The organism is Citrifermentans bremense R1, from assembly GCF_000426865.1.
Lineage (GTDB): Bacteria > Desulfobacterota > Desulfuromonadia > Geobacterales > Geobacteraceae > Geomonas > Geomonas bremensis.
Window position 1 is genome coordinate 1 of the sequence record NZ_AUGE01000050.1, and the last position, 15,247, is coordinate 15,247.

At 62.8% G+C, this 15,247-nt stretch carries 7 protein-coding genes, 1 tRNA gene and 1 pseudogene; 7 read left to right on the forward strand and 2 right to left on the reverse strand.

Going from position 1 to position 15,247, the window contains the following annotated elements; all coding sequences use genetic code 11:
• Positions 1–196, reverse strand: a pseudogene (locus K419_RS22325) (PEP-CTERM sorting domain-containing protein); the annotation flags it as partial.
• Positions 197–638: 442 nt separating this feature from the next.
• Between K419_RS22325 and K419_RS0118100 the strand changes: the two are divergent.
• A complete protein-coding gene (locus tag K419_RS0118100; RefSeq protein WP_026842796.1) occupies positions 639–2,741 on the forward strand; it encodes a methyl-accepting chemotaxis protein in 2,103 nt (700 codons plus the stop codon).
• A gap of 361 nt (positions 2,742–3,102) precedes the next feature.
• Positions 3,103–4,029, forward strand: coding sequence for a type 1 glutamine amidotransferase domain-containing protein (locus K419_RS0118105; protein WP_026842797.1), 927 nt, complete (start codon positions 3,103–3,105; stop codon positions 4,027–4,029).
• 103 nt (positions 4,030–4,132) lie between these two features.
• Here K419_RS0118105 and K419_RS0118110 read toward each other — a convergent pair.
• A tRNA-Asn gene (locus tag K419_RS0118110) sits at positions 4,133–4,208 on the reverse strand.
• A 374-nt stretch (positions 4,209–4,582) separates the two neighbouring features.
• Here K419_RS0118110 and K419_RS22865 point away from each other — a divergent pair.
• The 5 genes from K419_RS22865 to K419_RS24385 form a co-directional block, all read left to right on the forward strand.
• On the forward strand, positions 4,583–6,796 hold the full coding sequence (locus K419_RS22865; protein ID WP_051293099.1) for a PAS domain-containing sensor histidine kinase: 2,214 nt from the start codon (positions 4,583–4,585) through the stop codon (positions 6,794–6,796).
• Positions 6,797–6,852: 56 nt separating this feature from the next.
• On the forward strand, positions 6,853–8,289 hold the full coding sequence (locus K419_RS0118120; RefSeq protein WP_026842798.1) for a sigma-54-dependent transcriptional regulator: 1,437 nt from the start codon (positions 6,853–6,855) through the stop codon (positions 8,287–8,289).
• A 423-nt stretch (positions 8,290–8,712) separates the two neighbouring features.
• Positions 8,713–11,580: a tandem-95 repeat protein gene (locus K419_RS22870; protein ID WP_051293101.1), complete on the forward strand. Its 2,868-nt coding sequence runs from the start codon at positions 8,713–8,715 to the stop codon at positions 11,578–11,580.
• Positions 11,581–11,607: 27 nt separating this feature from the next.
• Positions 11,608–13,293 (forward strand): Lcl domain-containing protein, encoded by a 1,686-nt coding sequence (locus tag K419_RS0118130; RefSeq protein ID WP_026842799.1) that lies wholly within the window; start codon positions 11,608–11,610, stop codon positions 13,291–13,293.
• 31 nt (positions 13,294–13,324) lie between these two features.
• Positions 13,325–15,247 (forward strand): cytochrome-c peroxidase (locus K419_RS24385; protein ID WP_051293102.1); only part of this gene is annotated, 1,923 nt, incomplete at its 3' end.

Genomic DNA, 15,247 nt, shown 5'->3' on the forward strand with positions numbered 1-15,247 from the left:
AGCTAATGTCATTGCCGCCGACATTGCCTGTGAAGTGGTTGGGGCTGATCATTTCGTTGTTTAGGTAAAAGCTGATGCCACCGGGATTGGGATCCACGACAAAGGTCGCACCTGCGGGAACGGCTGTCCAGAGTATGGCCAGTGCCGCCACTGCAGCGAACGACAGGCGCAGCATGTTGGTTATACGCGTTTTCATAACCTTTCTCCTTCGTCTTGCGGCGTCCTGCTAAGGACATTTGGTTTGTTCCAGGCATCCAACGGCAACTTTGGGCGCCTGGATGGTCACCTACCGGCCTTGCACCTTTTCATTTGCTCCTTCCCGACACCCACTGTATGAAAACTCAATAACGAAACTGTAGCCGGTTCCGACACTTTCGCCAACGCGGATTCGGTTAAAGTCATTGATTTGCAAAGATAATGAGAGAGGTTACGAAGGAGGTCCCCGCCCGCCTTATGCCTTGCAGGGCTATCGGGAATGCTGTCGTGTTTCGGAGAAGAACGACCATTGCTTCAGGCATGGTGGGGTGCAAGGGTGCAAAAAAATAAATGAAGTTTCAAATTGCCACACCGAAGAGAGATGCAAATTCTCAGCGGCATTGGTGTTCGATATATCAACTGTGTTCGTCAAGAGGTGTGGCATGAGCATGCTTGGAAGTGGGCTTAGTACCAAAATCACCATCTGCGTGGCCGTAGCATTGATCGTTTCATTCGTTGCGAACATCGCGTATTTCAGTGTCAACACCCGGAATGAGGCCTACGAGGCAGTCAAATCGAAGGCCAGGGCAGTACTGCTCCAAGCGGAAAGCTCTCGTAACTTCATGGCCTTCCTGAGAAGTAACAAAGCCTTCAACGAGGTAGAGCTAAAAAGCGCATTCGATGACAAACTGAAGTCTGCTACGGACAAGGTGGCCGCGGCACGGGAGACCGTTTTTTTCAACACCATCCCGATCATTGCAGCCATGAAAATCGCAGGCGAACACGCATCTGAATCGGGCTTCAAACTCAAGGTCCCTAAGGTTCAAGCTCGGAACAAACAGAACGAGCCGGACAGCACCGAACTCGTACTCCTGGACAGGCTACAAAAGGAAAATCTGCAGGAATTATTCATGGTCGACAAGGCCAGCAACGTTATTCGCTACCTGCGCCCAATCAAACTTACCGGCGAGTGTCTGGTATGCCACGGGGGACCGTCCGACACGCTCAATAAGGACGGGCTCGATCTGCTTGGAGTGAAAGCTGAAGGATGGAAAGCAGGTGAGCAGCATGGTGCATATGAAATCCTCGACGATCTTGGTGCGATCGAAACTGCCATACGGCACAAGTTGCTTGTTTCTTTTGCCATTACCTTTGTCATCACATTGGCGTCAGTCCTGTTGCTTATATGGATGATCAAGGCTGTAATCATCAGGCCTCTCCGCACGATTGTGGTCAGAATGCAGCAGGTAGCTGACGGCGACTTAAGCTCAGGCAGCGAAGAGTTGCGAAACGATGAGGTAGGTGAGCTGTCACGTTCAATCCACGGCGCCGTCGATAAAATGAGGACAACTCTGACCACGGTGCTGGAGAGCAGTTGCCATGTGGCAGCAGCGGTTGGAACCGTGTATGCGACATCCGAAGAGATCGCGATCGGCGCAGACGAGGTGGCTATACAAGCGAGCACCGTCGCGACAGCCGGGGAGGAAATGGCTGCGACATCCTGTGATATCGCAAGCAACTGCCAGATGGCGGCAGAGGGGGCACGCACCGCAACGGGCGAAGCTACTGAAGGGGCTGAGATCATCCGGAGCAGCATCGACATCATGTCGCGTATTGCTGACCAGGTGCGTGCTTCAGCAAATACGGTCGCAAGTTTGGGCAACAGAAGCGATCAGATCGGCGAAATAGTCGGGACTATAGAGGACATTGCCGATCAGACGAATCTCTTGGCCTTGAATGCCGCTATAGAAGCAGCAAGAGCGGGGGAGCAAGGCAGAGGATTTGCCGTTGTTGCCGACGAGGTGCGCGCCCTCGCTGAACGGACCACAAGGGCTACCCATGAAATCAGTGGCATGATCAAAGCCATCCAGCAGGAGACAAAGGATGCGGTTCAGGCAATGAACGAAGGCGTACGGGAAGTAGAGCAAGGAACTGCGCAAGCGACCCATTCCGGTGAAGCCATCGAACGCATACTCAACCTGATTAACGATTTGGGAATGCAGGTCAATCAGATTGCTACTGCTGCCGAAGAACAGACAGCCACGACCGGCGAGATCAGCAGCAACATGACTAGAATCAACGATATCGGCAGGAGTGTCGCAGGACATGCACATACCTCTGCGCTCCAAGCCGGTCATCTCAATGCCGGCGCTGAAGCCCTGCTGTCGTCGTTGGGCAAGTTCAAGCTCAATGAAAGTGACAGGCTGGTGCTGCGTAAGGCAAAGAGTGCCCATATGATCTTCGTGGGAAAGATCAGGGCACATCTGCACGGGGCGCAGACGGTTGATCATTACCTGCTGCCGACCCATCTTACCTGTGCCTTCGGCAAGTGGTGTCAAGGCGACGGCCAGAGCAGTTGCGGGCAGTTCGATTTGTTCAAAGAAATCGATGCGCCTCATGCCAAGGTACATGAGCTCGGCAAGCAGGCTATCATCGCTCATAACTCCGGCGACAAAGCGAAAGCGGGTCAATGCTGCGACGAAATGGTAGAAGCCTCAACGCATCTCATAGGGATCCTGGACAATTTGGCAGCACAATGCAAGTAAGGAACGCATAGTCAGGCATTGGAGCCCTATGTGGGGCCGGTTACAAGGCAGCAGAATGAGGCTCAAAAGCAAAATGGCCGATTCCTTCAAAGGAATCGGCCATAGTTTTGCGGGCTTCCCCGGTGATACGCTCAGCAAAATTTTTTCTCAAAGTTACAGTTGACTCCTATAACGCGAAACCTTCCGCGTACTACCAATCCCCGCAAGTCAGAACCTGTAACAGGAACTAAGAAGTAAAATTCCTTCTTTACATGCAGGTATCGAGTGATAGAACTTAGAAGTTTTTAATTTTAACTGCCCATGGAGAGATGGCGCTTGAGCCCCGAAACCCCGGGGCAAATAAATAAGCAAGGGGAGCGCGATGAGCAAAAAAATTCTGGTCATTCTGTCCGAATGGGGGTTCTGGGGGGAAGAGTTGGTCGGACCTCTGGAGTTGTTGCAAAGCAGGAACTACAAACCAGTCCTTTGTACCCCTACGGGGCGGCGGCCGCGCGCCCTTCCACCCAGCATGGACCCCGGCTGCAAGGACCCGCCCTTGGGCAAAACCGTGGCGACCCCGGAAATGGCGGAGAAGGTACGGAGACTCGATGACCCCTCCAATCCCTACCTCGCCAACCAGAGGAGTTTGAAGGCGATGCTGCCGGAACGGCCGTACTGGAGTGACCTGGGGGAACTGGGCTATCCGGACGAAAGGGGGCAGATGAAAATGTCCTACTACCCCTTGCGGAAGTGGGAGGGGTACTGCCGGGCGCGGGCCCAAGCCCAGCAGGCGCTGGTGGAGGAATTCGAGGCACTGTTGCTGGTCGGCGGCAGCGGCCCGATGATCGACCTGGTCAACAACTACCGCGTCCACGACGCCATCCTCGCTTTCAAGCAGGCCGATAAGCCCATCGCCGCGGGATGTTACGGAGTAGCCTGCCTGGCTAAAGCCCGAAACTTCGACGATCCGCGCAGCATCATCTGGGGAAAACATGTCACGGGTCATCCCCAGGAGTACGACTATAGGGACCTGAGCGGCGTGCTCGATCCGGAGACTGGTGCCCTGCTGAGCAGGGAGGCGGGAAACCCTGACCGCTGGGTGAACTTCGGCCCGCCGTTTTATACGCTGGAACATATCCTCAGGGATGCCACCGGGCCGGAAGGGGGTTTCCATGGAAACGTGGGCCGCCCCAATTCGGTAATCGTCGATTACCCGTTCATTACCGGCCGCTCGACTGCCGATTCATACGCGACAGGCGAGAAACTCGTCGAGGTGCTTGAGAAAGGCCTGCGAAGATACGGGTGGTGACAAAACAACGCGTTTCTAGTGGTGCTTCAGGGGAAAAGGATACGCGGGAGGATAGGTGAACAAAAAAGGGTTACGGCTGAAAACCGTAACCCTTTGTATTGTTTGGCTCCCCATCGCGGACTCGAACCACGGACATGGTGATTAACAGTCACCCGCTCTACCGACTGAGCTAATGGGGAATATTCGGTTACACGAGTTGTTAACCTCGCGTTTCCCCGCGCTGGGAGCGCCTTCGGCACCCCGCCCCGCGAAGAGATTACGTGTATAACATAGCACTTTTGACGTGTCAACAGGAATTCTGCACACGCGCTCCGCTTCCCGGAAATTTTTTTCAACGCGGCCGAACAGCTCCCACCGTCGTTTCCCGAACATGGTAGCTGGCACAAAGGGGAGGGGGGAGCTCCCCGCATGGCCTGGCGCAGCCCCGATTCTAAAGGGCTAGGAAAAAATAGCGGACCTATGTATCATTAAAACCTGCGCCGCCTCAGGCGCCCTGAACTTATCCTCCAAGCAACAAAGGCAGTGCCTGCGGGTGCAGGCATAAAGGGATGTAATGCAGCGGCAAACCCGGCAGAAGCTCAATACCAAAAACACAGCGAGCTTATCCGCCTTGCTGCTGACCGTCTTCGCAACGGAACTCGCAGTCATGGAGCTCCTGTCCCCGCTCTTCGCGCGACTGCGCCCGGTGTCGGGCGCCCTGCTGGACGCCGGCATCATCGTGGCCATAGTCGCCCTCCCACTCTGGTTTTTCTACGTCAGGCAGACTCACGACCGTGAAACGCGCATCGGAGAATATTCCCCTCCGGTCCAGTTGGTACAGGTGCTGGTCGGCATCTTCCTGCTCGAGTACCTGGTGATGCTGTTTCTCCCCCAGTTCCTCCCCTTGAAAAGCGGAGCCGCTCATTTCGTCGATGCAGTACTCACCGGCGGGGGGAGCAGCGTCATCATCTGGCGCGGGCTGCTCCGCCCGCGGATGACGGAGCGCATGCCGCTTGTCGACACCCCGGTGCGACTCTACGTCCTTTTGCTCTGCACCGTGTTCCTGTCGGGGCTGATGCAGGAACTTATCCTCCCGCTCATGACCCCCGGCGACTACCTGGCACCGGCCAAGATCGTGGAGGCCCTCTTCACCACGCTCTGCGGTGCTCCCCTCATCTGGCTTTTGGTGGCGCGCCCGCTGAAAAGGGAGGCAAAATCCGCCAAGGCGAGGGTCGCCGCGGTACATGCGCAAGTGATAGACGCCATCGTCCTGCTCGACCCGCAGGCGGTGATCACCTCCTTCAACCCGGCTGCGGAAAAGCTCTTCGGTTACCCCGCTGCCGAGATCACCGGTGCCTCCGCCGCCGCGCTCTTCATGGAAGGAGAGGCGGGGTTGATGGAGATGTTCGCGAGCGTCCAGTCGGGGGCCGGTTCCGATGCCCCGCTGCAGCATGGCGAGATCAAATGCCGGCGGCGTGACGGCTCGCTCATGTTCATGAACGTATCGATAAGCGTGGTGCGGCTGGAAGGCGAGCTGCCCGAGTTCCTGCTCATCATGCGCGACGAGACCGGCCGCAAGGCGACAGAGCAGGCACTGATCGAGAGCGAGACCCGCTTCCGGGAGATCTTCCACAAGTCCGAGGACGCTATCGTCTTCTTCGAGCCCGGGGGATGCGCGGTCCTCGACGTCAACGCCAACACGGAGACGACCTTCGGGTACGGCAGGGACGAGCTGATGGAGGGGGGTGTGCAGCTCTTTTGCGAACCTGCGGACCTCCCCGCGCTCCTCCGCGCGCTGTCGGCAATCTCGGAGCAAAGCCCGGTGCAGCTCGACTTCCTCTGCCGGCGCCGCGACAACGCGCGCATCGTGGTCTCGATGCGGGGGAAGGTCATGCTGCTGCGGGGGATACCGGTCATCTACTGCACCTTCCGGGACGTCACCGAGCGGGTGCGGATGGAGGAGAGGACGCGGGAGATCCAGGCGAAGCTGATCCAGGCCAACAAGATGACCTCGCTGGGGCTCCTGGTTTCGGGGGTGGCGCATGAGATCAACAATCCCAACAACGTCATCATGGCGAACAGCGAGCTTGTCACCCGGATCTCGCAGGACGCGCTGAAGCTCCTGAACGAGTACCGGCTGGAGCTGGGGGAGGGGGGCGAAGTCTACGCCGCCGGAATCCCGTTTTCCCAGCTGGAAGCGCACTGGATGCGGCTTTTGGAGGGTATCCAGGACGGGTCGCGCCGCGTCAACGCGATCGTCGACGACCTGAAGGGGGTAGCCCGCCAGGAGCGGGACCAAAGGCGCTTGGTCGAGGTGAACCAGGTGGCCCGCTCGGCGGTCAAGCTGATGCACCACGAGGTGATCAAGCACACCGACAACTTCCGCCTGGAGTTGGCGCAGGAGCTCCCCCAGGTGATGGGACACAGCCAGCAGCTCGGGCAGGTGATCATCAACCTCCTCATGAACGCCTGCCAGGCGCTAGCCGACAAGGCGCAGGGGGTCTGGCTCGCCACCAGCTTCGACCCGGAGCGTGGGGAAGTGGTGATCACGGTAAGGGACGAGGGATGCGGCATGACCCCGGAAGAGGGGCAGCGCATCATGGAGCAATTCTTCACCACCAAGCTTGAGCGCGGCGGGACCGGCCTCGGGCTTTCCATCAGCGAGTCGATCGTCAAGGATCACGGCGGGCGGCTGGAATTCACCTCCGAGCCGGGGAGGGGGAGCGTTTTCAGCGCGAGGCTCCCCGCGCAGGGCGGCGCCGCCCCCGGGACGGGGAGTGCCGCCTGAACTAAGGCACTAGGGAACCGAAAGCCTCGCCAGGCGCGGGCCTAAAAGGAGCAAAGATGAAAAGAAGGCTGAACCCACCGCATCCGGTGCTGATTGTCGACGACGAGGAGCACATCCTCACCACCTGTCAGCTCAACCTGCAGATAGCGGGCATCACCGAGGTGATCACCCTGAGCGACAGCAGGGAGGTGCTCCCGCTTCTGGCCGGCGGCGAGCCGGTGGCTGTCATGGTGCTCGACCTCAGCATGCCGCACGTGTCGGGGATGGAACTGTTGCAGAAGATCGTCCGGGACTACACCCACATCTCCGTCATCGTGGTGACCGCGAACGACGAGGTGGACACCGTGGTGCAGTGCATGAAGTTAGGCGCCTTCGACTACCTGGCCAAGCCGGTCAGCTCCGGGCGGCTGGTGGCGACCGTGCGCAAGGCGCTGGAGATGCGCACCCTGTCCGGGGAGCTTTCCTCCTTGAAGCACCACCTCCTGAACGACTCGCTGGAATACCCGCAGGCGTTCGCGCCGATCGTCACCCGCAACCGGAAGATGAGGGCGATGTTCCAGTATGCCGAAGTGGTGGCCGGCAGCCGGCAGCCGATCCTCATCACCGGCGAGACCGGCGTGGGTAAGGAACTGGTGGCGCAAGCCATCCACGACGTCTCCGGCTGCAAGGGGAATTTCGTGGCGCTGAACGCGGCGGGGCTGGACGACGCGATGTTCTCCGACGCCCTCTTCGGGCACAAGAAGGGGGCCTTCACCGGCGCGGAGAGCAACAGGGAAGGGCTGATCGCCAGGGCCTCCGGGGGAACGCTCTTTCTCGACGAGATCGGCGACCTGAACCAGTCGTCGCAGCTGAAGCTTTTGCGCCTGCTGCAGGAGCGCGAATACTACCCGGTCGGCTCGGACATGATCAGGAAGAGCGACGCCCACATAGTCCTCGCCACCAACCGCGACCTGCAGCAGAGGGTTGCCGAGGGGAAATTCAGAAACGACCTCTACTACCGGATCTGCGGCCACCAGATCCAGATCCCGCCGCTTCGGGAGCGCAGGGAGGATCTGCCGCTTCTGCTTACCCACTTCGTTGGGATCATGTCGGAGCGGTTGGGCATCACCCCCCCCACCTTTCCGAAGGAACTGGTCGACCTGTTGGCAAGCTACCACTTCCCCGGCAACGTGCGCGAGCTGCAGGGGATGGTGAACGACGCGGTGGCCTGCACCAAGTCCCGGGTGCTATCGCAGGAACCCTTCCGCCGCGCCATCGCGCTGGACAAGAGCCTGCTGGTATCGCAGCCGGCGGCTGTCAAAGGCGCAGGGTCCAGGGAGAGGGTCGAGGCCGTCTGGGGGCACTTCCCAACCCTGCAGGAGGCGGAGGAATTCCTGATCGACACGGCGCTCGAGGTGGCCAATGGGAATCAGGGGATCGCCGCCACCATGCTCGGATTGAAGCGCCAGACCCTCAACATGCGGCTCAAGGTGAGGAGGGAATCCTCCGACTAGCACGCCGCAACGACAGCTGAACATCAAATGAAAAAGAACTCCCCGCGCCGAAAGGTCCCGGGGAGTTTTTTTTGCTGTCGCCTCTTCCGCGAGAGGGGGCAGCAAAAATACTGGCAGGCACGAAAAACGCGACAGCTCCGCTACATCTGTGGGATTTCAGGTGTTTGTGAGGCTGCCGGCCGCAGCTCCCCCCCGTGTGCCCCGTTCCCGCGACAGATCGTCCCTTTTCCACCTCTTGCCGTATCTTCCCGGAAAGACGAGATTTTTCAATGAGTAGCGCATGGCACGATCCCTGTAATGGGGAGGTCACGATTGCAGGCAGGACTGCCGTCGGCTCTAGCTTTGAGGCAGGCGTGAAATGAGGCAACCGGGGCTCCTCCGGCGGATGACGGAAGGACCCCGAGCGATTACAGGAGGCAGGCGATGAAGAACTTCAAAAGGTTCACCACGTTGTTTATACCGCTGCTGCTGGTGGCGCTGGTTTTGGCCGGCGAGGCCCGGGCGGCGCTTCTGGACTTGGGGCCGGTGGTCCCGCAGGTGAATCCGAGCACCGAACCTAACCTTGGGCACGGCTACCCGCTTTGGTACCGGGACAACAACAGGGTCCCCCTGGAGATCTGCACCGACCGCGTCAGCGGCATGTGCCTCACTGCGGAGCCTTTTCCCCTGCAGCCCCTGAGTTTTCCGACCAACATGGGGCCTGAGCTCTTCTACTGGGTGGGCGACGCGACCATCGACATCCCGCAGCAGGGTGCGCTGACCCGCGCCGGCAAGGCGTTGCTGGTGCAGGCAGTCGAGGCAGCCTACTCCACCGGGCACCCGGTACCCGATACCCAGATCACCTTCGCCCGGATCAGGATCAGGATCGACACCCCCTACGCCGGTGACTACACCGTCACCACCCCCTTCAAGGCGTACACCTTCACCGTCGATCCGGCACTGGTCGCCGACGGCATCAGGTACGTCGAGGACATAGGGATCCAGAACGGCGTCTTCACCGGCGCGCTGGCCGGCAACGTCGGCCCCTTCCTCTACTGCGTCAACGCCCCCATCTCGGCGGCGGGGGGAAGCTTCCTCGGGGACCCCAACGTGCCGTGCCAGGTGCTGGGAAGCACCTTCCCGAGCGCCCAGAACCCTTCCAACTACTTCCGGGTGCAAGGGCCCAACGGCTTCAACGTCCAGACCAACCTGTTCACCGTCATGGGCAAGATCTACACCGCGGTCACCCCGACCCCGCTCACCGTGGACCGCGTGAGCTACACGCGCGAATCGCTGGGCGCCCAGGTGGCGGGGTACGTGACCACGCAGCCCCTCTCCAACCAGACCGTCGCCGCTCCCTTCCCGGGGAACTTCGCCCTGGCCGGCATCCCCTCGGCCGTGCAGATCACCGGCAGCGGCGTTCCGACCGTGTCGATGACCACCAACAACGCCGCCGACGGGAATTTCTACGGCAGCTCCGGCCTCTTCGCCGACCCGGGGGCGCTTCCGGCTACGGTCACCGTGACCAACACGACCGACGTGCCGCAGACCGCGAAGGTGGTCCCGCTGGTCGACGAGGTGACGGTGGACGCCGCTCTCTACAACCCGGGGAGCGGGAGGCTCACCGTCTCGGCGACCTCCTACGACCGCATCGCGGCGCCCTCCCTGGCGCTGCACATCCCGGGAATCGAGGGGCCGGTCGCGGCACTGGTGAACGGGCAGGGCTCGGTCACCTTCCCCCTCACCGACAATTCGGCCAACCCGGTGAAGACCTACAACATCCCCCCCGAGCAGGTCAGGGTGGTCTCCGCCAAGGGTGGCAGCGCCTCCCGCGCGGTGACCAGCCTCCCGCCGGGCGCCGCCAACCACCCGCCGGTGGCGATCAACGACTTCATGGACGTCGCGGCAGGCTCGACCGCCATCATCGACGTGATCCTGAACGACACGGACCAGGACCCGGGCGACATAGTGGTCGGGGCATCGCTTCGGATCGTGACGCAAGGGGTGCACGGGACCGCGACGGCGCAGTCGAGCGGCACGGTGAGCTACGCGGCCAACCCCGGCTTCGTCGGGACCGACACCTTCACCTACACGGTGCATGACGGCTTCGGCGCCATCTCCAACACCGCGACCGTCACCGTCAACATCCTGGACGGCGCCCTCAACACGGCCCCGGTCGCAGTCGACGACGCGTTTGCGACCGCCGAGGACACCCCGGTCACCTTCAACCTGACGGCCAACGACACCGACGCCGAGAACAACCTGTTGCGCGGCGGCATCACCTTCGTCACCCACCCGGCCAACGGCACGCTGACACTTGGGACCGGCGGCAACGTGACCTACACCCCGGCGCTGAATTTCAACGGCGCTAACAGCTTCACCTACCAGGTGCGCGACTCGCTGGGGCTCGTCTCCAACACGGCTACGGTGAACCTCACCGTGAACGCCGTCAACGACCCGCCGGTGGCCGTAGCCGACTCGGCGGTGACCAACGAGGACACCCCGGTCACCTTCAACGTGACCGATAACGACACCGACGTCGACGGGGTTATCGCGGTGAACAGCGTGCAGATCGCGACCCAGCCGCTGAACGGGCAGGTGGCGGCGCATCCCGATGGGAGCGTGACCTACACCCCCAACCTCAACTTCTTCGGCACCAGCACCTTCACCTACACGGTGAGCGACGGCACCGCCACTTCGGCGCCCGCCACGGTGACGGTGACGGTCAACCCGGTGAACGACCCGCCGGTCGCCGTGAACGACGTAGCCACCATACCGGCCGCCACCCCGATCACCATCAACGTGATCGGCAACGACCGCGACGTCGATGGGACCATCAACGCCTCGTCGGTCACCATCGTCTCCCAGCCGGCACACGGCGGCGTGACGGTCAACCCCACCGGGACCGTGGTCTACACCTCCAACGCCGGCTTCAACGGGGTGGACATCTTCAGCTACACGGTAAGGGACAACAGCGGCGCGGTTTCCGCTCCCGCCACCGTCTCGGTCAGCGTCACCGCGGCGGCAAGCGAAACGGTCAACGTGCTCCGCGCCCAGGTAAAGCTCTCGACTAGGGAGTGGCGCATCGACGGGGTGATCACCACCCCCGCTTCGACCAGCGTCAACGTCTACATCGGCCGGGATCTCACCGGGACCCTGCTCGGGACCGCAACGGTCAACCCGGACGGCACCTGGAACCTGCGCGTAGCCGGATCTAACGCCAATCCTCTCCCCGACGCGAGCAACACGGTGAGCGCGCAGGGGGTGCCGGGCGGCGGAACCCGGCTGGCGTTCCCGCTGGCCATCAGGTAGCTCGACCAAGGAAAGGGAGGTTGCCTCATGTACCGCACATTACCTGCACTCATCGCGGCCCTTCTCCTGGGCCTTCCGACCATAGCGGCCGCCGCCGGGAGCGTTCAGCTCCCGGCCAGCGGCCAGACCACCTGCTACGACAGCGCAGGCGACCTGAGGAGCTGCACGGGTACCGGGGAGGACGGGGAACTTCGCCTGGGCGTCGCCTGGCCCTCGCCGCGCTTCGTCGCCGGCGCATCCACAGTCAGCGACGGCCTGACCGGACTCATCTGGACGCGGCACGCCAACGCCCCGGACCCGAACCCGGCCCCCCCCTTCGTCTGCCCCAACGCCGAGGGTGACATGTCCTGGCAGCAGGCACTCGACCACGTAGCCTGCCTGAACGCGAACAGCTACGCCGGCTTCACCGATTGGCGCCTGCCGAACCTGAACGAGCTGGAGAGCGTGCTGAACGCCGGGTCCCCCGACAGCTCCGCCTACCTGAGCGCCAACGGCTTCGGCCCGGAGGGGCTTGCGACCTTCGTGCAGCCGAGCGCCTACTGGAGCTCGACCAGCGACGCCTCCTTCAGCGACTCGGCCTGGGACGTGAATTTCCTCTCCGGGGACTACCCGTGGAGCTCGGTCAAGATCCCGCAGTTCGCCGGGCTCGACACCAGGGGCGTCTGGCCGGTGCGCGGCTCCTCTAACGGCGCAGTCTCGCTCCCCCAGACCGGGGTGAAGCTCTGCTATTCCCCGGCCGGCGCCGTCGTCGGCTGCGCCGCCACCGGCCAGGACGGCGAGCTCCGCAAGGGTGTCCCGCTCCCCGAACCCCGGTTCAAGAGGGCGGCATCCGGCGGGATCGCCTTCGACCGGCTCACCGGGCTGGTCTGGACCACGGTCAGCAGGACCCCCGGGGTCGGTTCCCCCCCGCCGGCTGGGTGCGCCGTCGACGGCAGCGAAATGGAGTGGCAGCAGGCCCTGGATCACGTCGCCTGCCTGAACCGTAGCGGCTACCTCGGCAAGACCGACTGGCGCCTTCCCAACCGGATCGAGCTGAAAAGCCTTGCCGACTACTCGAAGGGCGCCCCCGTCCTGGCAGGGGAGCACCCCTTTTCCGACCTCTTGAGCGGCGACACCTTCTGGTCCTCGACCAGCGATGCCGCCGCCCCCGCCCGGGCCTGGGCGGTAAACCTGGTGGACGGCAGCATCTTCGCCACCGGCAAGAGCACCGGGGCGCTGCTCCCGGTCTGGCCGGTCACCGGTCCCGACCTCACTGCGCCGGCTTTGGCCATCGCCGGAGGGGACCTGAGCGTCAACGTCCCCAGCCGCAGCATCGGCGGCACGGTCGAGGCGGGGGCCGCGGTCACCGTCGCCCTGAACGGCGCTCCCCCGGCAGCCGCCCAGGTGAGCGGGGGGACCTGGAGCTGCACGGTCGCCCCGCTTGCCGCGGGGCAAAACAGCGTGACCGTCACCGCCAGCGATTTCTCGGAGAATCGCACCTCCGCGGCGCTCGGGATCACCTACCTCCTCCCCGACGGCAAGATCCTGGGAGGGGACGCGGTGACCATAGCGGACGCGCTCTGGGCGCTGCGCATCGTGGTAGGGCTGGAGACGGCGACCTCACAGCAGCTTCTGCACGGCGACGTGGCGCCCCGCGGGAACCCCGACGGGAGGATCGACCTGGCCGATACCCTCCTGATCCTGCGCCGCTCGGTCTCTTTGGAAACCTTCTGACGCCCGCCGCACCCGGAAACAAGGACGTAACATGAGAAACTGGAAATTTACCCGCACCACGCTGCTCGCGGCCTGCCTCGCGCTGGCCGGGAGCAGCGCCTGTTTCGCGGGTGTGGCCGTCCCCCCGCCAAGCCTGCTCCCCCTGAACCAGATACCGGTCCCCGAGCCCCCCAACCTGTTCCAGTTCGTCAAGAACAAGCCGGCGGCCATCAGGCTCGGCAAGGCCCTCTTCTGGGACATGCAGGCCGCCAGCGACGGCATGGTAGCCTGCGGGAGCTGCCACTTCAGCGCCGGGGCCGACAGCCGCCTCAAGAACACGGTGAACCCGGGGACGCGCGCCGGGGACCTGACCTTCCAGGTGCGCTCCCCGAACCAGACGCTCATCCACGACGACTTCCCCTTCCACCAGCGCCAGAACCCGGATCTGCAGGCCTCGCCGGTCATTAGGGACAGTAACGACGTGGTCGGGTCCCAGGGGGTGAAGCGCACCTCCTTCCTGGGGGTGGTTCCCGGTTCCGCCGTGGAGAACGGCATCCCGATCCCCGACCCGGTGTTCCAGGATGGGGGCGTCAACATGCGGCGGGTCACCGGCAGGAACGCCCCTTCCGTCATCAACGCCGTCTTCAACTTCAGCAACTTCTGGGACGGGCGGGCCCATTTCATCTTCAACGGCGAAACCCCCTTCGGGCCGCTGCACCCGGCGGCGGGTATCTGGCGCGGCGTCGGCGGCAATCTGCAGAAGCAGCCGGTGGCGATCGAGTTCGCCTCGCTCGCCTCCCAGGCCACCGGTCCGCCGCTGGACGACACGGAGATGTCCTTCACCGGGAGGAGCTTCCCGCAGCTGGGAAGGAAGATGCTCTCGCTCACCCCGCTCGGCAAGCAGCTGGTGCACCCGGGCGACAGCGTGCTCGGCCCCCTCTCCAAGTCGGTGCAGCGCCAGGACGGGACCCTCACCGCCGACAAGGGGCTCAAGACCGGGTACCGTCAGCTGATCCAGGACGCCTTCCAGGACGAGCTTTGGAACGCCGTCGGCGTTACCCCCGAGGGGTTCGGCCAGATCGAAGCTAACTTCTCCCTCTTCTGGGGACTCGCCATACAGCTCTACGAGGCGACGCTCGTCTCCGACCAGACCCCCTTCGACCGCTTCCTCGGGGGGGACCGGAGCGCCCTCACCCCGCAGGAACAGGACGGCTTCAACCTCTTCTTCGGTCCGGCAGGCTGCAGCGTATGCCACTTCGGAACCGAACTGACCCAGGCCTCGGTCCGGAGCGCCGGCTTCGTCACCAACGCCTCCCACGCCCTGATCGAGCCGATGGCGGTCGCCTCCGGCGTGCAGATCATCTACGACAACGGCTTCAACAACACCGGGGTGCGCCCCACCGCCGAGGACATCGGGCGCGGGGGGAAGGTACCCTTCGACAACCCGCTGACCGGCCTTCCCTTCCCGCTCTCCTTCTCGGCGCTTGCCGAGCTGCAGGCGGTCGGGAACCTGGGGTACAACCCGCTGCTCTTTCCCTTCGGCACGCTGGCCGCTCCGGTGCTTCCGGCCGAGCTGCCGGCTAATTTCCCGGTCGCCAACGACGGCGCCTTCAAGGTGCCGGGGCTGAGAAACGTGGAACTTACCTCCCCCTATTTCCACGACGGCGGCATGCGCACCCTCGACGAGGTGGTGGAGTTCTACGCGCGCGGCGGCAACTTCCCGCTCGCCAACGTCGACAACCTAGATGCGGCCATGGTGCAGATCGGCACCCTGCAGGGCTCTGTGGTCAAGAAGGACGCCCTGGTGGCCTTCCTGAAGTCTTTGACCGACCAGCGGGTGAGGGACGGGAGGGCCCCCTTCGACCATCCCGAGATCTTCATTCCCGAGGGGGAGCCGGACCTGATCACCATTGCCGCGCGCGACGCCAACGGGGCCACTGCGCCGGCCCTGGGGGTCACCATCAACCCCCTTTCC